Annotated in this window: 16 protein-coding genes and 1 riboswitch; of the genes, 7 read left to right on the plus strand and 9 right to left on the minus strand. The window is 39.2% G+C overall.

What is annotated here, in order from left to right; translation table 11 throughout:
• Positions 1–20: 20 nt before the first annotated feature.
• The 3 genes from RCC89_15110 to metF all read right to left on the minus strand — a co-directional run bounded on the left by RCC89_15110 (position 21) and on the right by metF (position 4,735).
• Entirely contained in the window at positions 21–989 is a 969-nt protein-coding gene (locus tag RCC89_15110; GenBank protein WMJ74485.1) for an OmpA family protein, read from the minus strand.
• A 139-nt stretch (positions 990–1,128) separates the two neighbouring features.
• A complete protein-coding gene (locus RCC89_15115; GenBank protein WMJ74486.1) occupies positions 1,129–3,762 on the minus strand; it encodes a valine--tRNA ligase in 2,634 nt (877 codons plus the stop codon).
• A gap of 19 nt (positions 3,763–3,781) precedes the next feature.
• Entirely contained in the window at positions 3,782–4,735 is a 954-nt protein-coding gene (gene metF, locus RCC89_15120) for a methylenetetrahydrofolate reductase [NAD(P)H] (GenBank protein WMJ74487.1), read from the minus strand.
• 423 nt (positions 4,736–5,158) lie between these two features.
• Between metF and RCC89_15125 the strand changes: the two genes are divergently transcribed.
• The 3 genes from RCC89_15125 (at position 5,159) to RCC89_15135 (ending at position 6,620) form a co-directional block, all read left to right on the plus strand.
• Positions 5,159–5,731 carry a hypothetical protein gene (locus RCC89_15125; protein ID WMJ74488.1) on the plus strand — a complete coding sequence of 191 codons (573 nt, stop codon included), beginning with the start codon at positions 5,159–5,161 and terminating at the stop codon, positions 5,729–5,731.
• Between the two features lie 298 nt (positions 5,732–6,029).
• Positions 6,030–6,278 (plus strand): YtxH domain-containing protein, encoded by a 249-nt coding sequence (locus RCC89_15130; protein WMJ74489.1) that lies wholly within the window; start codon positions 6,030–6,032, stop codon positions 6,276–6,278.
• Positions 6,279–6,359: 81 nt separating this feature from the next.
• The gene (locus RCC89_15135) at positions 6,360–6,620 is read left to right on the plus strand and encodes a YtxH domain-containing protein (GenBank protein ID WMJ74490.1); all 261 of its coding nucleotides are present in this window, start codon (positions 6,360–6,362) and stop codon (positions 6,618–6,620) included.
• Positions 6,621–6,730: 110 nt separating this feature from the next.
• Here RCC89_15135 and metH read toward each other — a convergent pair whose 3' ends face one another.
• On the minus strand, positions 6,731–10,462 hold the full coding sequence (gene metH / locus RCC89_15140) for a methionine synthase (protein ID WMJ74491.1): 3,732 nt from the start codon (positions 10,460–10,462) through the stop codon (positions 6,731–6,733).
• A gap of 101 nt (positions 10,463–10,563) precedes the next feature.
• A riboswitch (SAM riboswitch) is annotated at positions 10,564–10,664 on the minus strand.
• 173 nt (positions 10,665–10,837) lie between these two features.
• On the opposite strand from metH, the gene RCC89_15145 reads away from it, so the two are divergent.
• From RCC89_15145 to RCC89_15160, 4 genes are read left to right on the plus strand one after another with little or no spacing between them, the layout of a single operon-like run.
• Positions 10,838–11,773 (plus strand): phosphatase, encoded by a 936-nt coding sequence (locus RCC89_15145; protein ID WMJ74492.1) that lies wholly within the window; start codon positions 10,838–10,840, stop codon positions 11,771–11,773.
• On the plus strand, positions 11,770–12,339 hold the full coding sequence (locus tag RCC89_15150; protein ID WMJ74493.1) for a biliverdin-producing heme oxygenase: 570 nt from the start codon (positions 11,770–11,772) through the stop codon (positions 12,337–12,339). The genes RCC89_15145 and RCC89_15150 overlap by 4 nt, the downstream gene beginning before the upstream one ends.
• Positions 12,336–14,291 carry an ATP-binding protein gene (locus RCC89_15155; GenBank protein ID WMJ74494.1) on the plus strand — a complete coding sequence of 652 codons (1,956 nt, stop codon included), beginning with the start codon at positions 12,336–12,338 and terminating at the stop codon, positions 14,289–14,291. The genes RCC89_15150 and RCC89_15155 overlap by 4 nt, the downstream gene beginning before the upstream one ends.
• Before the next feature lie 5 nt (positions 14,292–14,296).
• Positions 14,297–15,265, plus strand: a complete 969-nt coding sequence (locus RCC89_15160) for an MBL fold metallo-hydrolase (protein ID WMJ74495.1) — start codon at positions 14,297–14,299, stop codon at positions 15,263–15,265.
• 49 nt (positions 15,266–15,314) lie between these two features.
• On the opposite strand, the gene ppk1 is transcribed toward RCC89_15160, so the two are convergent.
• From ppk1 to RCC89_15185, 5 genes are all read right to left on the minus strand, one after another.
• A complete protein-coding gene (gene ppk1 / locus RCC89_15165) occupies positions 15,315–17,417 on the minus strand; it encodes a polyphosphate kinase 1 (GenBank protein ID WMJ74496.1) in 2,103 nt (700 codons plus the stop codon).
• Positions 17,418–17,576: 159 nt separating this feature from the next.
• Positions 17,577–19,526: a DNA topoisomerase (ATP-hydrolyzing) subunit B gene (gene gyrB, locus RCC89_15170; protein WMJ74497.1), complete on the minus strand. Its 1,950-nt coding sequence runs from the start codon at positions 19,524–19,526 to the stop codon at positions 17,577–17,579.
• Positions 19,527–19,644: 118 nt separating this feature from the next.
• Complete coding sequence (locus RCC89_15175; protein WMJ74498.1) at positions 19,645–20,004, minus strand: CoA-binding protein; 360 nt, start codon at positions 20,002–20,004, stop codon at positions 19,645–19,647.
• 105 nt (positions 20,005–20,109) lie between these two features.
• On the minus strand, positions 20,110–21,684 hold the full coding sequence (locus tag RCC89_15180; GenBank protein WMJ74499.1) for an FAD-binding protein: 1,575 nt from the start codon (positions 21,682–21,684) through the stop codon (positions 20,110–20,112).
• 133 nt (positions 21,685–21,817) lie between these two features.
• On the minus strand, positions 21,818–23,656 hold the full coding sequence (locus RCC89_15185) for a toxin-antitoxin system YwqK family antitoxin (GenBank protein WMJ74500.1): 1,839 nt from the start codon (positions 23,654–23,656) through the stop codon (positions 21,818–21,820).
• Positions 23,657–23,714: the final 58 nt, after the last annotated feature.

Here is a 23,714-nt window from a genome sequence, read left to right on the forward strand (position 1 = left end):
AAAAACTTCTACTTTAGATTTTATTCGTAAATAATATTCATTTCTACCCTTCTATTTAACTTACGCCCCTCTGCTGTATCATTGGTAGCTTTGGGTTTAGATTCTCCAAAACCATCGGTAGATATACGGTGTTCTTTCACACCTTTTTGAGCAAGGTATCTCTTTACCGACTTAGCCCTATTTTGAGAAAGGATTAAGTTTGCCTCATCATCACCCACATTGTCAGTATGCCCTTCTAAGTGCAATTTATAGTGAGGATTGTTGACCAACACCTTGGCTAGCTCATCTAGGGAGCTGAAAGAAGATGCTACGATAATATCTTTCCCGGATTCAAAAAGAAGGTTTTCGAAGGCTTTCTTCAATGCTTCTTTTTCTTCAGGTTTAATCTCTGGGCATCCACGGTTTTCTGCTGTTCCAGGAGTATTTGGACACAGGTCATCATAATCACTTACCCCATCTCCATCGCTATCAATAAAAGGTGGCGGGCAACCATTATAGCGCGCTATCCCAGGTTCATCTGGACACTCATCTTCAGAGTCAGGAATACCATCGCCATCTGTATCTGGACACCCATGGAACTTCTTCAAACCCGCTACATCCGGGCAACGGTCTTTATTATCAGGAATGCCATCACCATCACGGTCTCCCCATGGACATCCTTTATTTTCTTTTGGTCCTGGCTCATCTATACAATCATCTTCATAGTCATAGACACCGTCAAAGTCCGTATCTACAGGACATCCAAAAGGCGTAACAGGAACCCCTTTGGGTGAATTGGGGCATTTATCCCTTTTGTCGGGAACACCGTCGCCATCGCTGTCCTTGTCTGTCCATCTGATGGTATATGCTTCCTTTTTAGCCTTTTTATACTTTCGTTGTTTTTTCGCAAGTTTTTTAGTTTGCTTTCGGTTCTGGCCCAAAACATCGTTGGCAGATACAACTAAAAGAAAAATAAATAAAAAAGAAATACATCTGTAGTAGTGCAGCATCAGCAATAAATTTGGTAATTGAAGAAATCTTATACCCTTACATTTAAGTGGGGCAAACAATGATTTCTTATACGCAAAACGGCCAGAGGGGTTCCCTCTGGCCGTTAATGATGCTCATTATTAAAGTTTCTTTGATAAGTTAACCTGCTAGCTGAGAAAGGCTTTCTTCCAAGGCTTTTATTTTTGCCTCAGCATCTGCTTTTTTCTTCATTTCGTTCTCCACAACTTGTTTAGGAGCGCCATTTACAAACTTTTCATTGCTAAGTTTCTTGGACACACTAGCTAAAAAACCTTTGGTATATTCCAGGTCTTTGGTTATTCGCTCCCGCTCTTTTTCAGGATCTACCCCTCCCGCTATTGGCACAAAGAACTCATCAGATTTAATTACAAAACCTGCGGCACCCTCTGGACCTGCATCAACAGCATTGACTTCTGAAACAACCGCTAATTTTGAAATTATCTTCCCATACTTATCTAGCCAATTTCCATTAGGAGACTTGTAATGCAATTCAAGTTCAAAGTTACGTGCAATCTGTCTGGAGTTTCTGATATTACGGATATTGGCTACCACTTCCAGAACCTTGTCCATTTCCTGAAGAAATACAGTGTTAATCTCTTGCGCTTTAGGCCACTCTGCCACTACAATACACTCATTTGCCTCTCTTTCTTTAATTTCATGCCACAACTCTTCGGTAATGAATGGCATAAACGGATGAAGAAGCTTCAACAGCTTTTCGAAAGTTTGCAAGGTCGCCCTATAAGTATGTCCATCGATAGGCTTTTCAAAATCAGGTTTGACCATCTCCAGATACCAAGAGCAGAAATCGTCCCATACGAGCTTATAAGTACTCATTAAGGCATCAGACAGGCGGAACTTGCCGTAATGCTCTTCTATTTCAAGGATAACTTGGTCTACCCTTGCATTGATCCATTCAATGGCGTGCTGGTTAGCACCGTCAAGACTTTCATCTACCTCCCAACCACTGATCAACCGGTAGGCATTCCAGATTTTATTGCTAAAATTCCATCCCTGCTCACATAGTTTGATATCAAAAAGCAAATCATTTCCCGCTGGCGAACTCAACAACATACCTACCCTGACACCGTCTGCTCCATATTGGTCAATTAAGTCAAGCGGATCTGGAGAGTTACCCAGAGATTTTGACATTTTTCTTCCCTGAGCATCACGGACTATGCCAGTTAAATAGACGTTTTTGAAAGGCTTTGCTTTTTTGTACTCATACCCAGCCATAATCATTCTTGCCACCCAGAAAAACAATATTTCAGGAGCAGTAACCAAGGTATCTGTTGGGTAGTAATATTTTATATCTTCATTATCAGGCTTATTTAAGCCATCAAACACTGTAATAGGCCACAACCAAGAACTAAACCAGGTATCTAACACATCTTCATCCTGCCTCAACTCCTCTGGTTTTACCGCTTTACCCTCACTTTTAAACAAAGCAACTGCTTCTTCTACGGTTTCAGCCACCACATAGCTACCGTCAGACATATACCATGCAGGAATTCGGTGCCCCCACCATAACTGACGAGAAATACACCAATCTTTGATATTTTCAATCCAATGCCTATAAGTATTTTTAAACTTTGAAGGATAAAGGGTAATTTCATCGCTCATTACTGCATCAAGCACTTCAGGGTTAGCCTCCATGAATTTTTTCATGTTCACAAACCACTGAGCAGACAGACGTGGTTCTATTACAGCGTCCGTTCTTTCTGAATACCCTACATTATTGCGTATATCTTCAACCTTATCAAGAATACCAGCCTCTTGTAAGTCCTTGCTAATTTGCTTCCTGACAACAAACCTATCCATTCCTACATAAAGCCGTGCTTTTTCACTAAGCGTACCATCTTCATTAAGGATATCGACAAATTCAAGGTTATGCTTCTGGCCAAGATTATAGTCATTTACATCATGGCATGGAGTAACCTTTAAACACCCGGTGCCAAACTCCACATCTACATATTCATCAAAAATGACAGGGATAGAACGGTTAATCAAAGGCACTATGACCTTTTTGCCCTGCAGCTTCTTATATCTGTCATCATTAGGGTTAACACAAACAGCGGTATCTCCAAGTATAGTTTCTGGCCTCGTAGTGGCAATTGTAATAAAATCATCCTCCCCTTCTACCTTATATTTTAGGTAATAGAGCTTAGAGTTCACTTCTTTATGGATCACCTCTTCGTCAGAAAGGGCTGTCTTTCCCTGAGGGTCCCAGTTAACCATTCTCACCCCCTTATAAATAAATCCTTTTTTATAAAGATCTATAAAGACTTTAATGACAGAGTCCGACATAGCGGGTTCCATGGTAAAGCGTGTTCTTTCCCAATCACAAGAAGCTCCAAGCTTTTTTAATTGATCAAGGATAATTCCTCCATACTTCTCTTTCCATTCCCAAGCGTGTTTAAGGAAGTCATCCCTGGAAAGGTCACTTTTCTTGATACCCTTCTCACGGAGCATAGCAACAACTTTTGCTTCTGTAGCAATAGAGGCATGATCTGTTCCAGGCACCCAACAGGCTTCTTTGCCTTCCATTCTTGCTTTTCTGATCAAAACATCTTGAATGGTGTTGTTAAGCATGTGTCCCATATGCAACACACCAGTTACATTGGGCGGAGGGATAACTATGGTATAAGGTTCTTTATCAGGGTTAGGTTTGGAGCGGAAAAAGCCTTTTTCATTCCAGTATCCATACCATTTCTTCTCAGCTTCTTTAGGGTTATATTTTTTTTCTGGTAATGCCATTTACGTTTTTCCTTTACTTTTAAAATAATTCTGCAGCTATTTTCTTAACCGATTGCGACTTACCCATAGAGTAATAATGCAAGCAAGGCACACCAAACTCTATTAGCTCTTTGGATTGTTGAATAGACCACTCCACACCGATCTGTTTCACCTGGTCAGGAGACTTGCACTTCAGCACAGCTTCTGAAAGCTCCTCTGGGATGTCTATATGAAAAATAGCAGGTAAAACAGTAAGTTGACGTGCAGTGGTAAGCGGTTTAAGCCCTGGAATTATAGGCATGGTTATGCCGTTTTCTCTACACTTCTTTACAAAGTCAAAAAACTTACTATTATCAAAAAACATTTGTGTAACCACATAGTCTGCACCCAAGTCCTGCTTCATTTTCAGGTAGTTCAAGTCCATAGTAAGATTAGGGGCTTCATAATGCTTTTCCGGATAACCCGCCACACCAATGCAGAAATCAGAAGGCTTAGGAGCCAAAAGATCTTCATCAAGATACTTGCCATTATTCATGTTAGTAACCTGCTGAATAAGTTCTGTGGCATAACGGTGACCATTAGGATCTGGAATAAAAGTCGACTCGGTTTTTATATTATCGCCCCTTAATGCAAGCACATTGTCTATCCCTAAAAAGTTGAGGTCTATCAATGCATTTTCTGTTTCTTCCCTAGAAAATCCGCCACAAATAATATGAGGAACAGCATCTACGTGATATTTATTCATAATAGCGGCGCATATACCAACAGTACCAGGCCTTTTCCTAATAGTCCGCTTCTCCAGTAGACCGTTTTCTCTAGTTTTGTAAACGAACTCCTCTCTGTGATAAGTAACATCTATAAAAGGAGGCTTAAACTCCATTAAAGGATCTATTGCATCAAAAAGGGATTTAATATCTTCTCCTTTTAGAGGAGGCAAAATCTCAAAAGAAAACAATGTCTTTTGTGCATTTTTTAAATGTTCGGTTATTTTCATTCCTCTCAGTTAGGTCAATAAGCAAGTGTGCAAAAATAGTTGATTTTATAGTAATATTAAAGTAAACCCGGAATATACATTGGCGCTTTTGTCAACTAGTAAATTAACTTCAAACCAGATGCTTTACCCATAGGTCGGGAGGCTAAAATTCCTACTTGTTTCTCCCCTATCATGACCATGCCGTTGCTACTTTTTCAAAACAATTACAGACCACCACAAACAACGTTACATAAAAATTGTATTTATCAACAAAAACAAAACAACAACAAACTCAATTTCAATTAATTAAAAACACAAACCAATTAAAAACATAGAATTTTCCATGTAATAAAAAACACCAATGAACCAAATAGAAATACCAACAGTTGTGAATGTAGAAGGATGTAAAAATAGAGGTTGTTAAATTAAACGAGAGAGATAGATATGAGATACCTAATTGCATTAATTTTCGCATTTTCCGTAACAGCAGCAGGAGCACAAACAACTCCTCAGGATCAAGATCAAGATCAAAGAAACGGAAACGGCACATACGAGCAAAGAGGTCAGCAGGAAGACTTCGGCATGGAAGATGAGCGCGACATGGATCAGCAAAGAGGTCAGCAAGAAGATGAACTCAGAGGTGAACATAGAGCATATGGCGCTGAATTCGAAGATCCTTCCACTATATATATGAGTGAGGATGAAAACCTAAAGATCAACGAAACTGAAGATGGCGAGGTTGTAATCCAGTACAAGCAGGAAGGTTTTGATAAGCAAGAAGCTGAAGGCAGAACTGAAGGTTATGGCCTTGAAGAAGGTGAAGCTAGAGGCGAAGCCAGAGATGCTGAAGAAGACGAAGCCAGAGCTGAAGAGGAAGAGTTTGACACTGTATTTGAGAGCGAAGATGAGAATGTCACTGTAATGGAAAATGAAGATGGTGACCTTAAAATCAAATACAGCCAAGAAGATGCTGGTCTTGAGGAAGAAGACGATAACAACAATAACAACAATAACTAATCTGAACTGCTAGTTTAAGTTCATCAAAAGAGCCACCCGCAAGGTGGTTCTTTTTTTTAAACAATCTTTTTTCTAACGGAGTTAACTTAGTAAAACCATCTGGTTATGCTAATGTTATGAATAATGAGCATCCAAACCTGATTGATAGTTAAGCAAACGCATATACGACAAAACATCCAAACAGTAAAAAACAAGCTTAACAAAATCATTTTGAAAGAAATACTACTAAAAAGATACAAGAAACTTTAGTATCTTTTGGAACATTATTAAAAGGATCAAAATTTTAAAAGAATTAGTTATGACAAAATCAGGAAAATTTTTCACAGGATTTCTTATAGGTGTAGCTGCGGGAACAATAGCTGGAATTCTTTTAGCTCCTGACAATGGAAAAAGCACCAGAACAAATATTTCCAGTAAGACCAATCAGTTTAAAGATGATGTCAATAACACTGTACAAAAAAGCCTAGACAAAATATCTGCTGTTAGAGAGTCTGCTTTTACCTTGGTCAATAAATATGGCAATGAAGTAAAAGGGCAAGCAAATTAATATAGCTTTGCTAAACATTTAGGCATTTTTAAGCTTAAAGACTATATAGAATTTTTGTGTAACTTTTAATTATTAGAACCAATGGCTAGTTCTGGAAAATACTTATTAATAGGAATGGCGGCTGGTGCCGTAGCTGGATTGTTATTAGCTCCAGATAAAGGAGAGAATACCAGAAAAGTTTTAAAAGACAAGTTTAACCAATCTGCGCAAGACATAGGACCTGAAATCCAGCATTTCTCTAAACAGGTAAACACCTTATTAGATAAAGTCAATGCTTTTATGCAGGAATATAAAGAGGCAAAGTCCTCCCAGATGGTATCAGAGTCCCAACCTAACCAATAAGGCCTAAACTTAAACCTGGATTGTGCATTAGAGAATTATTGGTTATTTGCGGAACCTTTGTGCTAAAAAGAAAAATGTCCGGTTTGATTGATACAAACCGGACATTTGTTTTATATATCATAACTTAAATTCGGCGCTAGCCACTTTTCAACTTCCTCTACCGTCATATTTTTTCTTACGGCATAATCTTCTACTTGATCTTTTTCTATTTTGCCCAAGCCAAAGTATTTTGAACTAGGGTGTGCAAAATACATTCCGCTTACCGAAGATGCAGGATACATAGCCAGACTTTCCGTAAGCTTAATCCCTGTACGTCCTTCACAATCCAACAGCCTAAACAGCATAGTCTTCTCTGTATGGTCAGGGCAAGCTGGATAACCTGGTGCTGGCCTTATACCTTTATAAGCTTCTTTAATTAATGACTCGTTGTCCAACTGCTCATCTGGAGCATAACCCCAGTACATTCTACGAACTTTCTCATGCATACATTCAGCAAAAGCTTCCGCCAAACGATCAGCCAAAGCTTTTACCATAATCGAATTATAATCGTCATGATCTTTTTCATATTTTTCTACCAAAGGCTCAATGCCTAAGCCCGCAGTTACCGCAAAAAAACCGATATAGTCATCGACATTGGCTTCTGCCGGTGCTATAAAGTCTGACAAGGCTATATTGGGAATACCTTTGCCCTTTTGCCCTTGCTGTCTAAGGGTGTGCAATACCTCGATGGTCGTACTCCTATCTTCTTTATAAACCTCCACAGTTTTTCCTTCTTGGCTTATGGTTTCGGTGCTAAAGCCATGCAGTGCTATATCATCATCTCCTAAACGAGAGGCAGGATAAAAACCGATAACACCATTGGCACTAAGCAGTTTTTTATCAATGATTTCGTCTAGCATTTTAACGGCATCTTCATAAAGCTTCTGCGCCTCTGTTCCTACATAAGGGTCATCAAATATTTTTGGGAACTTCCCCCTTAGCTCCCAGGTCTGGAAGAAAGGAGTCCAGTCTATATATTTTTTCAACTCCTCCAGAGGGTAGTCTTCAAAATATTTATTTCCTAAAAAAGTAGGTTTGGTAACTGTTTTCTCATCCCAATGCAGTTTTGCCTTATTAGCACGTGCATCAGCGATACTGAGGTAGTTTTTATCCTTTTTTCTACCTGCATGATCCTCACGCGCTTTTGCATATTCCTCTTTAACCTGCTTCAAGTAATCTTGGCCTGTTTCTTTTTGTAATAGATTACCGGCCACTGGCACACTTCTGGAAGCATCCAATACGTGAACAACAGCACCCGAATAATGCGGGTCAATTTTAACTGCCGTATGAATCCTGGAGGTAGTAGCTCCCCCAATGAGCAGAGGCATCTTAAAACCTTCACGCTCCATTTCTTTCGCCACATTCACCATTTCATCCAAAGATGGAGTAATAAGTCCGCTCAGGCCTATAATGTCCACCTGATGTTCTTTGGCCGCTTCAAGGATTTTCTCAGTAGGAACCATTACACCCAAATCAATAATCTCATAATTATTGCACCCAAGCACCACACCTACAATATTTTTCCCAATATCGTGCACATCACCTTTTACAGTTGCTAGTAATATTTTACCGGCATTTTCTCCTGTATCACCCGACTTGAGTTTTTCCGCTTCGATAAAAGGGAGCAAGTAAGCAACGGCTTTTTTCATTACCCTTGCACTTTTTACTACCTGAGGGAGAAACATTTTACCTTCACCAAACAAATCACCGACGATGTTCATCCCAGCCATCAAAGGCCCTTCAATTACCTCAAGCGGTTTATCATAGTTCTGGCGAGCTTCTTCAATATCTTCATCTATATAATCTATAACCCCCTTAATAAGGGCATGAGACAGACGGTCTTCTACCGGCTGTTTACGCCAGGTTTCATCTTTAACAGCGGTTTTACCTTTATTCTTTACCTTTTCAGCCATTTCCAGCATCCGCTCAGTAGCATCAGGGCGTCTGTTCAGCAAAACATCCTCTACATGTTCCAATAGGTCTTTAGGAATGTTCTCATAGATCTCAATCATTCCGGCATTTACGATACCCATATCCAGGCCAGCTTTTATGGCATGGTATAGAAAAGCAGAGTGCATGGCTTCTCTGACCACATCGTTACCACGGAAAGAAAAAGATATATTACTTACCCCTCCACTCACCTTTGCGCCAGGTAAGTTTTCTTTGATCCATTTAACAGCATTGATAAAGTCTACAGCATAATTATTATGCTCATCAATACCGGTGGCAACCGTCAAAATATTAGGGTCAAAAATAATGTCTTCAGCAGGAAAGCCAATTTCCTGGGTCAAGATATCGTATGCTCTTTTACAAATCTCAATTCTTCTTTGGTAATTATCAGCCTGCCCAGTCTCATCAAAAGCCATTACCACCACAGCGGCACCATATTTCCTCACCTTTTTGGCATACTCCCTAAACTTCTCCTCCCCTTCTTTAAGGCTTATGGAGTTAACAATACCTTTACCCTGTATACATTTCAAACCCGCTTCTATGACCGACCATTTAGAAGAGTCCACCATAATAGGCAGTTTGGAGATATCAGGCTCAGAAGCAATAAGGTTAAGAAACTCTGTCATTACAGCTTCTGACTCAAGCATTCCCTCATCCATATTAACATCGATCACCTGGGCACCACCCTCTACCTGATGTCTGGCAACGGCCAACGCTTCTTCATAATCTCCAGCTTTGATAAGCCTGGCAAACATCCGGGAACCAGTAACATTGGTACGTTCGCCAATATTGACAAAATTAGATCCTGGAAAAACTTTCAAAGGCTCCAGTCCACTTAACCTTAGTGCAGCTTGCTTTTCAGGCAATACCCTCGGTTCATACTTTTCAGCCAAATCTGCAATGGCTTTAATGTGTTCAGGCTTGGTACCACAACAACCACCGATTATATTTATAAGCCCCTCCTGCAAAAACTCCTCTACCACAGAAGCCATCTCCTCCGGACTTTCGTCGTATTCCCCAAACTCATTGGGAAGCCCTGCATTAGGGTGTGCACTTACATTGAAATTACATTCTGCAGAAAGGCTTTTTAAGTGGGGTCTCAACTGTTTTGCACCAAGCGCACAGTTAAACCCGATACTTAACAGGGGAAGGTGGGAAATAGAATATAAAAAAGCTTCCACAGTTTGTCCAGACAGTGTTCTTCCACTGGCATCTGTTATAGTTCCTGAAACCATCACAGGGAGACGCTTGCCACTATCCTCAAAATAATCTTCTATAGCATATAGCGCGGCTTTACAGTTTAGCGTATCAAAAACTGTCTCTACCAGCAATAGGTGAACGCCCCCTTCTGCTAATCCTTTAACCTGCTCATAATAGGCCTCTACTAGTTGGTCAAAAGTTACAGCCCTATATCCAGGGTTGTTAACATCTGGCGAAAGCGAAGCCGTTCGGTTGGTTGGCCCTATAGAACCAGCCACAAACCTAGGCTTATGAGGTTCTTTTTCAGTAAACTCATCAGCTACTTCCCTAGCAATTCTTGCTGATTCATAATTCAGTTCATATACCAATGACTCCATGTGGTAATCAGCCATGGCAATAGAAGTAGAACTAAAAGTATTAGTTTCAACAATATCCGCACCTGCAGCAAAATACTTAGCATGTATTGTGCTAATAATATCAGGTCTGGTTATTGACAAAAGGTCGTTATTTCCCTTTAGGTCGCCTGGATGATCCTTAAACCTATTGCTTCGAAAATCTTCTTCCCCCAACTTATAGTCTTGGATCATGGTACCCATAGCTCCATCCAATACCAATATTCTTTTCTTAAGAATTTCTTCTATATCAAATTTCATTAACTGAATTTTAGGTTAAATCAAGTACAAGTTATTAATCATCAAAAAATATTGATGTGTTCAGGTAAAGAAAACAGGGGAAGGTCAGAAAGGTTAGACATTCGTTATCTTTCTTCGGCATTATCCGAAGTGGGAATTAGCACCTTATATGAGGTTGCTAAGATTTCACAGGGCCCAGTCCCTCCATCTTTCCTGATAAGATGTTGCAAAATAAGGTTAATTTAACTTCTTAACCAAGATCTTTATTAAAAAGAAACGTGTATTAGGACTCCTAAATTTATTTTAGATAAATAATTTATGCTTAAAAATTCCAGAAAATACTTTATTTTTATGCCTTGGTACATAAGAAATTTTCCCTTTTAAAAATTAGGAACTTTGAAATTAGGCGCAGTAGATATTGGTTCAAATGCGATAAGAATCCAAATAACCAAAGTATTAAGGTATAACGAAGTGCTCTCATTTAAAAAACTTGAGTATGTTCGTTTCCCCCTCCGTTTAGGCCATGACGTGTTCAAGTATGGAGAGATAAGTGCAGAGAAAGAGGCGAAGTTTATAAAGCTGATCCAGACATTTAAAAATTTCCTGGAGCTGTACGAAGTAGATGATTTTGTGATATGTGCTACCTCGGCTATGCGCGAAGCCAAAAATGGATCCGATATAGCTTATAAGGTTAGAGAACTTTTAGGTGTCTCCATTGAAATTATAGAAGGCGACCTGGAAGCGGAGCTGATCAACAAAGTACTTTACAATGAGCTTGATGAAAACAAAAGCTATATACACATAGATGTGGGCGGGGGGAGTACTGAGCTCAACATCTATGAAAACAAAAAGAAAATGGCTTCCCGCTCATTTAAAATAGGTTCTGTTCGGCTTCTAAACGGCACTGTAAATCCTGAAGAATGGGACCACATGAAAAACTGGGTAGAACAAAATATCAAAAACCTGCCGAGACCTGTGGTGGCCATAGGTACCGGCGGAAATATCGGTAAGATCTATGACGTGGCCAAATTGAACCAGCCCAAAGACAAAAAGCACTTTATATCTCTCGAAAGAATTGGGAAAGTCAAAGATTTCATCTCTTCCTACGACTACGAAGAGCGTATACATGTTCTCATGTTAAACCCTGACAGGGCAGATGTCATATTGCCAGCCTCTGATATTTACATGAAAGTGATGAAGTGGGCAAAAGCAACGAAAATGTTTGTTCCTGAAGTAGGTTTAAAAGATGGACTTATGCTTATGCTTTATGAAAAGCACAAAGATAAAGTAGAGGACACCAATTTCGTTACTGTAAATAAATACCAGAAATGATCTTAGAAAGACTAAAAAAAGAAACAGCCGAAAACCACCGATTGGTAGAAGAAAGCGGTTTAATGTCGCCAGTAACAAGTGATGATTTTACACAGGAACAATATGTTCATATTCTAAAAAAGTTTTACGGTTACTTTAACCCACTCGAAAAACAGGTTGAAAGCCACCACGCCATTCTGGACAAATACCTACCAGACCTTTCTCAAAGAAGAAAAACCGACCTCATTTTAAAAGATCTAGAAACCTTATCTACACCTGAAAACCCAATACTTTGCGAAAAACTTCCTCCTGTAGAAAATCTAAATCAAGCATTCGGTTGTTTATATGTTATGGAAGGCTCTACGTTGGGGGGAACGGTAATTTCTAAAAACATCAACAAAACCCTAGGGTTGACCAATGAACGTGGATGTTCTTTTTTCCACGGTTACGGTTCACAAACAGGAAGCAAGTGGAAAGCCTTTAGAGAAGCATTAACTTCTTATTGCGATAATGGAGGTAATGAAGATGAAATAGTTAATAGTGCAAACGAAACATTTAACAAATTCAGAGACTGGATAACTTTATGAATGGAAACAAAGAGTCGGCGTCGGAGAACTGTGTCAGAATAAACCCCACACCGGCTGATCACTTACAACCTTACGGTATTTTTATTTTAGCAGATGCTGATTCGCTCACCATTGTAAAGTCTTCATCACCTCTAATACCTCAACATACAGTGATTTTGCCCGAAGCTATTTCACTGCTAGGTATTACAGACACAAATCTTTTTTTTAAGTCTTTAAAAGAAGGTATTCCCAAAGAGACTGTCATTTTCATTGAGGGTGCAAAAGAGCCTTATTTGGGAAAGTTCCTGTTACAAGGAAAATACATATATCTAGAACTTGAAACAGAAACAGCCCCTTACGAAAGCAGCTTTTTGCACTCCAACGAAGCATTGTCCGGTCTTACAAAAATTACAGCCGTCGGAGACCTGCTGACATATATAGCGGAAACAGTCAAAGAATTGTCCGGTTATGGATCTGTGAGAATTTTAAAGTTTTATTCAGAAAAGCATAGTGCCATAGTAGCAGAAGATATCGAAAAAGAAAGTCCCTCCTATTTAGGTGCCGAATTTAACACACCAACTCCAGCACCTGCTATTGAATTCCTAAAAAAAAACCTTTGGTACTATATTCCTGATATAAACTATAAGCCTACGCCCATTCGTCTGCCAAAAGATGCAGACAAATCTCTCATTTCATTTAGAGGCTTTTCAGAGGAAAACATTAGTCAGTTAAAAGCGACACAGACCGCTTCATTCTTTTGCATCCCTCTTCTTTCTGAAAATAAACTATGGGGTTTAGTTTCTTGTAGCAGTTCTGATCAAAGAGCTATTCCCAGAAAACACCGAGAAATACTAAGGCTCTTCACAGGAATGGCTGCTGCATTTTTATTTAATAAAGAAAAGCTGCAAGAATCGATCATTTCTGAAAAAGAAAACTATCAGTTATCCATCATTGCGCGAAAAACAGCAAGTCCGGTGTTCACTGTCAACAGCAATTGCACAGTTGACTACGCCAATCCAGCGTTTGCACATTTCACCAAATTCCCATTCACCAAAGTTATTGGCAAAAAACTATATGAGCTATTCCCTTCTATTCCTGAGTTCCAAGAACTTTCCAAGTTAATCGAAACAAAAAAGACTGGTACGAAATCATTTTCTAAAGAAGTTGTACTCTATAAAACATCTAAGGAAGTGTATTACAACTTCCACTTTACCCCAGTAGTAAATTTAAAAAAGCAACTGGAAAAAGTAATTGGTATCGGTTTGGACATTACCCCGGTCAAGGAGTACGCAAAAAAACTAGAAGAGAAAAATGATGACTTAGATAGATTTGCATCTATTGTTTCTCACGATCTAAAAGCGCCATTGAGAACCATGGAAGGTGTATTCTCCCTTATTGAAGATGATCTAAAAAGCAAAGGTGGAAGCAATATTCTGTTGCAGACCGAAATGATAAAAAAGTCAATTAGCAGAATGAATGAAATGATCAGCGGCATACTTACCTATGCCCAATCATCAAAAGACTTGCCCATTGAGCGACTAAATATCAACCAACTGGTAGAAGAAATTTTAGAAGCGATAAAACCACCTCAACACATAGAAATTGTAAAAGAAATTTATACAGAAACCATATCTATTGAAAAAATACTACTGCAACAAGTGCTTCAGAACTTAATAAGCAATGCAGTAAAGTATCACGACAAAGAAACAGATGGATTCATAAAAATTAAATCAGAGAAGCCTGATAAAAAACACATCTTTCAAATTAGCGACAATGGTCCAGGTATTCCCCAAAAATTCCAGAAAAGAATTTTCGATATATTTCAAACAGTACCCGGAAGACAGGCTGCAGACAGTACCGGAATAGGTTTGGCAATTGTAAAAAAAATCATTGAAAGTAAAGGAGGGGCCATTGACCTACAGTCAGAAGATGGCCAAGGAACAACATTTACAATTACCCTTCCAGAAAAGTAATTACTATGTACCTATCTAACCCAGAACTTCCTTTTGTTTTGAAAGGCTATAAAGGAAACACTTATAAGAAAGGTAGATTTGTTAACGACTCGGGGACTTTTCCTCCTTCCCTTTTTCAAGTTCTAAAATGGAAGTTGAGCAAAAATCCCCAGCAAGCAGAAAAGGAACGGGATACTTTTAAACCAGACATCATTACTGGAACTGATTTTGTTAGTGAAACAAGAGACCACATCGCATGGCTTGGCCATGCCTCTTTTTACATCAGGTTTAACGGCAAAGTTTTTATAACAGACCCTTGTTTCTATGACCTTCCGCTTATTAAGAGAAACCAACACTTGCCATGCCCTGCCAAAGACATTGACAATGTAGACTATTTGCTGCTATCCCACGCCCACAGAGACCATTTTGACCGAAAATCTTATGAAGAAATAGTTAAGTCAAACCCCAACCTAAAAGCACTTATACCTTTAAAAGCTGCTAGTTTGTTAAAAGATAGGATTCATTATCAAGAAGCAGGGTGGTATCAAAAATTTAGCATATGCAAAGAAGTAGAAGTGATATTTCTGCCTGCAAACCATTGGAGCAAAAGAGGCTTATTAGACCTTAACAACATGCTGTGGGGAAGCTTTTTGTTAAAATCTGGCGACAAAACTATCTATTTTGCAGGAGACACCTCTACAAGCAAGCACTTCAAAACCATTGCGGAAATATTTGGTCCAATAGATTACTGCCTCATGCCTATAGGTGCCTACAAGCCCAGTTCATTAATGCAACCATCCCATTTATCCCCGACAGAAGCTATTAGCGCTTTCAATGACTTACGCGGAAACACTTTTATACCTATGCACTATGGAACGTATGACCTTTCAGATGAACCAATGGGAGAACCTGTACGGACTATTTATGAAAACAAAAACAAAATAAATGGTGATTTGAAAATACCGAAAATTGGCGAGGTCTTACCTATAAGTTAGGATCGTTTGCTGATGTCATATCCAAAGCCACCCCTATATTGCTCCCAAATCAGAAGAGTTTGGCATTTTGCACTATGTCTATAGTAACATTGTAAAACTCTTCGTGAATGTTAAATGGCGTTTCCCCTTCTTTTAGTTCAGGTTTGGTGTAACTTCCATCCTCCTGAAGGTAATATGAGTTTACATTATCTTTCAAGTTATACACCAAAATATTAATAGCCTGTTTTTTGAGCAAAGTATCCACTATTAAGAACAAACTTTCAATCCTTCTTTCGAAACTTCTGACCATCATATCTGCGCTACCTCCGTACACCTTCGGGTCACCATTATTGTGAAAATAAAACAGCCTTGTATGCTCCAAATAGTTCCCTACAATAGACTTAACCAAGATATTCTCACTCACACCTTCTCTTCCAGGCCTAAGGCAACACATACCTCTTACAATGAGCTTAATAGGAACACCTGCATTAGAAGCACGATATAAAGCATCTATAACTTCTGTATCCTGTAAAGAATTAATTTTAATTACGATACCAGAAGGGAGCCCTTTAGCAGCATTAGAAGCTTCTTTGTCCATCAGTTCTATCAACTGTTGACGCATATCTCCTGGTGCAGTAATCAAGTTTTGGTAAACGCTTGGCAATGAGTGGCCGGTAATTACATTAAAGAAATCATTGACATCATGGGCGTACACCTCGTTAGTAGAGAGCAGCCCCAAGTCTGTGTAAAGTTTAGCAGTTTCCTCATTGTAATTACCACTGGACATATGCACATACCTGCGCACTTTATCGTCTTCTTTACGTACCACCAAAAGAAGCTTGGTATGAGTTTTTAAATTACCTATACCGTAAATAACAAAACAACCTGCCTTTTGAAGCCTTTGGGCTTCTTTGATATTATTTTCTTCGTCAAAACGTGCTTTTACTTCAAATAAAACAGAAACGTGCTTACCGTTTTCAGCAGCTTTGAGCAGTGCATTAGAAACCCGAGAATCTTTAGCAAGCCTATAAATGGTAATTTTAATAGCCAACACATGCGGATCCTCTGCTGATTTCTCTAACAGCTCTATCAAAGGCTGCATGTTGTTATAAGGATGGTGCATCAACACATCCTGATGTTTCAAGTATTCAAAAATATCAGAAGAATCCGGGCTTTTATAACTTAAAGGCGGTACAGGAGATGGTGGCGACGGTATTTCTCCCCTAAATTCAGGATGTTTCACTATTTGCCATAGTCCCGTATAATCTATAATACCAGAGCTATTGATGATATTGTAGTCGTCTATATCCCAACGCTCCCGAAGGACTTTCATCATCCAAGGGGAATATCCCTCTTCAATTTCAATTTTCACAACCCTTCCAGTCCTTCTTGACTTGAGCTTCCGCTTTATTTCATCAATAAAACGGGCTTCCATATCATCACTTTCATCCAAAGAAAAATCCCCGTTTCTTGTAATACGGAAAAGGTTGACAGAAATGATCTCTACATTCTTATACAGGCTATCGATTTTCCAACGAATGACATCTTCAATCGGAACGAAAATTATAACCCCATCCCTTTCAATCTCATAAAATCGTGGCAGGTTTTGAGGTATCTGTACAAACGAAAGCCTTTTAAAGTCCTTGGTTGCATCAGGGCTTTTGGTTACCACCCCAAAGATCAATAGCTTATTCATCAAAATAGGAAATGAATGATAGCTATCATAAACCATAGGTGTTAACATGGGGAAAATAATATTTTTAAAATACCCCAAGACCTTGTCCTTTTCCTCAGGAAAAAGAGAATCTATATTTGAAATAACAAAACCATTGTCCTCAAACTGAGGGAGCAGTTTGTTTAGAAAAATTTCCCGTTGACTTTTATAGAAGTTTTGAACTTCAGAAAGTAGTTTTTTTCTAAAAGGTCCTTCTTTCAGACCAGAATAGTCAAACCTTTCTTTTCCATAATCGATATAATTATACAAACTGCCTACACGAATTTCAAAAAACTCATCTAGGTTAGAAGCCGTAATGGCAAGAAATTTTAACCGCTCAAAAACAGTTCTATTAGGCAGCCGCACCTGATCAAGTACCCGCTCGTTAAACTTAATCCAACTCAGGTCTCGGCTTATATAGTTACTGGTATTTATGGTTGTCTTTGGCTGAAATAGCATAGACAGTTTATTTTTTATACGTCTGGTAAAATTAAAAAAGGGCTCAAATATCCTGAACCCTAAATTATTTATGTAAAAGTTTGCCAAAAGAAACTCCTTTTGTAAAATGGTAAAAGTATCATCACCAGATAATAAGATATAAGGGTAAGTTATCCACCCTTATACATCCACCTTTGCATATTTAGCATTTTTCTCAATAAAGTCTCTTCTTGGCCCTACTTCATCTCCCATTAACATTGAAAATAGGTGGTCAGCTTCTGCGGCAGATTCAACACTTACCTGTTTCAAGCCACGCGTTTCAGGGTTCATTGTCGTAGTCCAAAGCTGCTCAGGGTTCATTTCCCCTAGACCTTTGTACCTCTGCACATTTACATTCTCTTCTTTGCCATCTTTAGCTAGCTCCTTAATTGCGGCAACTCTTTGCTCTTCATCCCAACAATACCTCTCTTCCTTACCTTTTTTGACGAGGTAAAGTGGCGGCAATGCAATGTAAAGATATCCAAGGTCGACCAAAGGTCTCATATATCTAAAGAACAAAGTAAGGATTAATGTTCTAATATGGCTACCATCAACATCGGCATCGGTCATGATAATGATTTTGTGGTAACGCAGTTTTTCAAGGTTCAGCCCCTTTTCATCATCTTGAGTTCCAAACTGGACACCCAAGGCTGTGATCATGTTCCTGATCTCTTCATTGTCATATATCCTATGTTCCTGGGCTTTCTCCACATTAAGTATTTTACCCCTCAATGGCAGTATCGCTTGAAACCTTCTGTTCCTCCCTTGTTTGGCAGAACCACCTGCCGAATCACCCTCTACAAGGTACAATTCACAAACAGATGGATCGGAGTCAGAGCAGTCGGCCAGTTTTCCCGGAAGACCGGTTCCCGTAAGCACGTTCTTACGCTGTACCATTTCACGGGCTTTTCTTGCCGCATACCTTGCTTGAGCTGCCAAAACCACTTTTTGAACTATAGCTTTGGCTTCTTTAGGGTTTTCTTCAAGATACTGGTTTAGCATTTCGCCCACACAAGCATCTACAGCCCCGGACACTTCAGAGTTTCCAAGCTTTGTTTTAGTTTGCCCTTCAAACTGAGGCTCGGCAACTTTAACCGAAATGATAGCAGTAAGCCCCTCCCTAAAGTCATCTCCACTGATTTCAATCTTCAGTTTGTCCAGCATGCCAGACTTTTCAGCATAGGCTTTCAAAGTACGGGTAAGGGAACGCCTAAAACCTGCGACATGCGTACCACCTTCAATGGTGTTGATATTATTTACATAGCTGAATACATTCTCTGTATAAGAAGTATTGTATATCATAGATACTTCTACAGGAACGCCTGCTTTCTCACCTTCCATATGTAAAGGCTCAGGGATAAGCTGTTCACGTGTAGAGTCTAGGTAAGTAACAAATTCCTTAAGGCCACCTTCAGAATAAAAACTTTCAGACTTAGGCTCTCCCGCCTCATTCAAGTCCCTGTGGTCTTTAAGTTTGATCCTGATCCCTTTGTTCAAAAAGGCTAATTCCCTAAGACGTGTTGCAATTGTTTCATACTTATATTCAGAAACAACAAATATGGAGGTATCAGGATAAAAAGTAACAACTGTACCAGTGGTACTGGCTTCTCCTATTACTTTTACCGGATATTGAGGCACACCTTTAGCGTATTCCTGTTGAAATATTTTCCCTTCCCGGTATACATTAACTTTCAAGTGGGTAGAAAGTGCGTTTACACAAGACACCCCCACACCATGAAGTCCACCAGAAACTTTATAGGTATCTTTATCAAATTTACCACCGGCATGAAGTACAGTCATAACTACTTCTAATGCTGAGCGGTTTTCTTTGGTATGAATACCTGTAGGAATACCCCTACCGTTGTCACTTACTGTAATAGAGTTGTCTTTGTTGATCTCTACAGTTATTTCAGAGCAATAACCTGCTAACGCTTCATCAATGGAGTTATCTACAACTTCCCATACCAAATGATGAAGGCCTTTGACGCCAATGTCTCCAATGTACATAGCAGGACGCTTTCTAACAGCCTCCAAACCTTCTAATACCTGAATATTATCTGCAGAGTAATCTTTTTTGTTTATATCAGCCACTTTGGTCTATTAAAAATTTATTTTATTCACAATATGTAAAATTAAAATTTTCCAGCAAAAAATTCATTTTTTATACCGAAATAATTCATATTGTTTAGAGAAAAAGTTACAAAGTGTGCTAGTAATTGCCTACTGCCAACATAACAAGGGTACACCCTATTACCGTTTCTATATTTTTTTCCTTTGCAAGTCTAATAAGAGCATCGTTTTCAGTCCCAGGATTAAAAATAATCCTTTTAGGACCTAAATTGATAATGTAGTCAAAAAGAGGTTCAAGGTTTCTAGTACCTACATAGAGGGTCACAGTGTCGACACCTTCGACCTGAGGATAATCATTTTGAATAACTTTTCCGGCCACTTCCCCTTTTTTCATCCCTACAGGAACGATTTCATGTCCATAGTCTGTAAGCATGTTTGCTGCTTTGTAAGCAAAACGAGTAGCGTCTGGGGTAGCGCCAAGTACTAAAGTTTTTTTCATTATTATAATTAGGTTTTTACTCTCTAGTCATAACAAAAAAAAGCAAAAAATAATTTAAGGCCTGTTGAAAAAGTCACAGGCATACCACACGCACAGTTCTATTATTTACCTGTGGGCATAAAGGTTAGCCACAGCTTCAGCACATTTCTCCCCATCTATTGCTGCCGACATAATACCGCCAGCATACCCAGCCCCCTCTCCACAAGGAAACAATCTTTTAACCTGGATATGTTCAAGCTTTTCCCGGTCTCTAGGAACAAATACTGGCGAAGACGTACGGCTTTCCACCCCTACCACCTGTGCCTCGTTGGTATAATAGCCTTTCATAGATTTGCCAAAAGCCTTAAAAGCTTGTTTAAGCCTATAACTTATACTTTCAGGCAATACCTCGTCCATGTTTACTGATATCAAACCTGGCTGATAAGATGTTTTGGTTAAAGAGGGCGAAATTTTACCATTGACAAAATCTACCATTCTTTGCGCTGGCGCGGACTGTGTTTTACCTCCGGATAGCCAGGCATTACGTTCAACAGCTTTTTGCAGTTCTAATCCCATAAAAGGCCCATAATGGGAGAACTCCTTAAAATCCTCGTTTTCTATGGCTACAACTATGCCACTATTGGCAAACGCCGAATCCCTTCTGGAAGGCGACATGCCATTGACAACCACCTCTTCCTGACTGGTAGCAGCGGGTACTATAAAACCTCCAGGACACATACAGAAAGAAAACACCCCGCGCTGTACTTTGTTATAAGTTACCTGGTTTACCAATGCGTAAGACGCTGCGGGTAAATATGCCCCTCTGGAAGTACAATGGTATTGTATAGAGTCTATTAACTCCTGAGGGTGCTCAACCCGCACACCTAAAGCAAAAGGTTTCGCTTCTATATAAATTTTCTTATTGTTCAACAAATAAAAAATATCCCGTGCTGAATGCCCCGTGGCAAGAATCACAGAAATCCCCTCATGTTTATTCCCTTCTTGGTCTTTCACTCCAAGCACTTCGTCTTTTTCTACAATAAAGTCCTTTACGCAAGTATTAAAAAGCACTTCTCCCCCATGCTCAATAATAGTTTCCCTTAAAGACTGAACAAGTTTAGGTAATTTGTTCGTGCCAATATGCGGGTGTGTATCTACCAAGATTTCCTCTGTTGCCCCATGGACCACCATTATCTCAAGTACACGCTGTACACTCCCTCTTTTCTTAGACCTTGTATAAAGCTTGCCATCGGAGTACGTACCGGCACCACCCTCCCCGAAGCAGTAGTTCGACTCAGGGTTTACGATGTGCTCCTTATTAATGGCAGCCAGATCTCTCCTACGTGATCGCACATCTTTCCCCCTTTCTAACACAACGGGCTTTAGCCCCAACTCTAATAACCTCAAAGCCGCAAAAAGTCCGGCTGGCCCTGCACCAACAATGATCACGCGTGGAGCAGTGGAAACGTTTTTATATTCAGGCTTTTTAAATACTTTTTTTACAGGTGTCTCATTAATAAAAACTTTTACTTTTAGGTTCACCTTCACCTGTCTAGAGCGGGCATCTATGGACCTGCGGACAATTTCGGTTATAACAACATCGCCAGGGGCTAAGCCAAGCTTATGCCTTACAGCTGAATCAACTAAATCACCACTTGCTGCTTCTTCAGGCGCAAGTTTTAACTCTATTTCTTTTACCATAAATGATTTGAAAGATTCCGAAAAATGCAATTAAGCATAAAAAACCAGCTTTTATAAGCTACCTCCACTATCTGTATTTTTACAACGAACAGAAAATCTGGTTACATAAATCGGCTTTTCTTAAATATTTTAATCAAAAGGAGTACCCAACGCTTAAACCTAATCGGATGGGAATAGTAATCCTTGAAGAGCGAACCCTGTTCATAGAGTTTGTATATAAATCTTCTTGAGGATAGTTTCTCGACAAATGCCTATATCCAATACCTATACCTGCAAAAACATCAATAGTAAATCCATCTTTTCTATAATCCTGCATCAATCTGTTACCCACGATGAAAGAATACTCGTATAAAGTTTCTCGGGCATTAAGGTTATTAATATGCTCATATCCTCCATGCGTGGTATCTACTATAGCCCTGCCATATTCCATATAACTAAACCTTACTTCATGGCCGTAATAAAGCATGCCATACTCTCCGTCTGGCTGGTAAAGCTTGTGTCGAAAATGTGCAGAAAAACCTGTAGATGTAAACTGATTTAAGGGCGCATTGGAAATACTTCCTAATATGGGCCTTCTGTGATAAGTTAATCCCAATTCAAACCCAATCCTTTCTTGAATATAATACTCGCCATAAACAGGCAGTTCATTTAATATGATTGCAATTGGATTAAACCCAATGATATACCCTTTATACTCATTGATAGTCTTAGTGTAATACCTGGACTTCTTTTTAGGGATAACTATTTTAGGCTTTTCATAGGCAATAATAGAATCGGCGCGTAAGGTATCTGCCACAGTAGGCACCTCTCTGAACACGAGGTTTTCCTTATCATAATACGTTCTATAATATCCCGAAATCCCCCCTTCCTCTTTGTAAAGCTTCCAAATACCAGTCCGTACGCCATTGTCAATAATCCCCTCCATCTTCAGGTTGCCATTTTCATAATATCCTGTATAATGGCCTCTTCCGCCCGTAAAATGGCACCTACCTTCTAGCTCTCCTGTTTCATAATAATATTTCCACTGCCCTTCGTTCCGCTCATTTTTTATGAACCCTTTAATTTTAAGTTTGCCACTTTCATAGTACTCTTTATAAGGCCCTTCTCCGCGATCAAAATTCCCTTCTCCTTTAAAAGCACCATTGTCATAATACAATTTCCAATACCCGTGCCTGCTACCATCCTTTTGCTCCCCTTCAGCACTTAACGTTCCGTTCTCATGAAAATACTTCCATTCTCCTTGTAAATTCCCTGCATCATAAGTACCCTCACTACTTAATGTACCATTAGGATAATAAAATTTCCACATCCCTTCCTTCAGTCCGTCTTTCTCATAACCTTCTCCTTTTACACCTCCAGACTCATAATAGTACTTCCATAAGCCATTGCTTTTTCCATTTACAATAGGGCCTTTGCTCTTAAGTTTTCCACTTTCAAAATATTCTTTATAAATACCTTTGTCTTTTTCGTACTCCGCTTGCGCTTTCTGCATCCCATCCTCCCGGTAATATATCCAGATACCTGTTTTCTTATCCTTTTCAAAAGAACCAACATTTTTCAAGGCACCATTCTCATAGAAATACTCCCACTCCCCTTCTCGTAGGCCTTTTTCCATATTTCCCTTTGCCTGCACATTCCCATTTTCATAATAATAGACACAAGCCCCATGGTTCTGCCTATCTTTAATTTCGGTAGTCATACGAGGGTTTCCATTCTCATAAAAATACTCCCAAAGACCCTCTGGTTTGTTTTTCTTATAATGCCCTCTAGACTTGACTTTTCCGTTCTGATAAAAAGAAGTGTATAAACTATCTGTAACATTTGGGGATTTGGCAAGGACATAATACTCCTCTTTTAAAAGTTGCTTTTTATGATCATAAAAAGTTTCAACTTTTTTATGGTTCTGAGTGTATGCACCAATGCTTACCATCAGAAAGAAACAAAAAGGAATATAAAATTTATATCCAGCCACAGGCATTTTTAGAAACAGTTTTTACATGCCATCCTTTTGGCAAAGCTGTTAACCGAAA

Source organism: Cytophagaceae bacterium ABcell3 (genome assembly GCA_030913385.1).
Lineage (GTDB): Bacteria > Bacteroidota > Bacteroidia > Cytophagales > Cytophagaceae > ABcell3.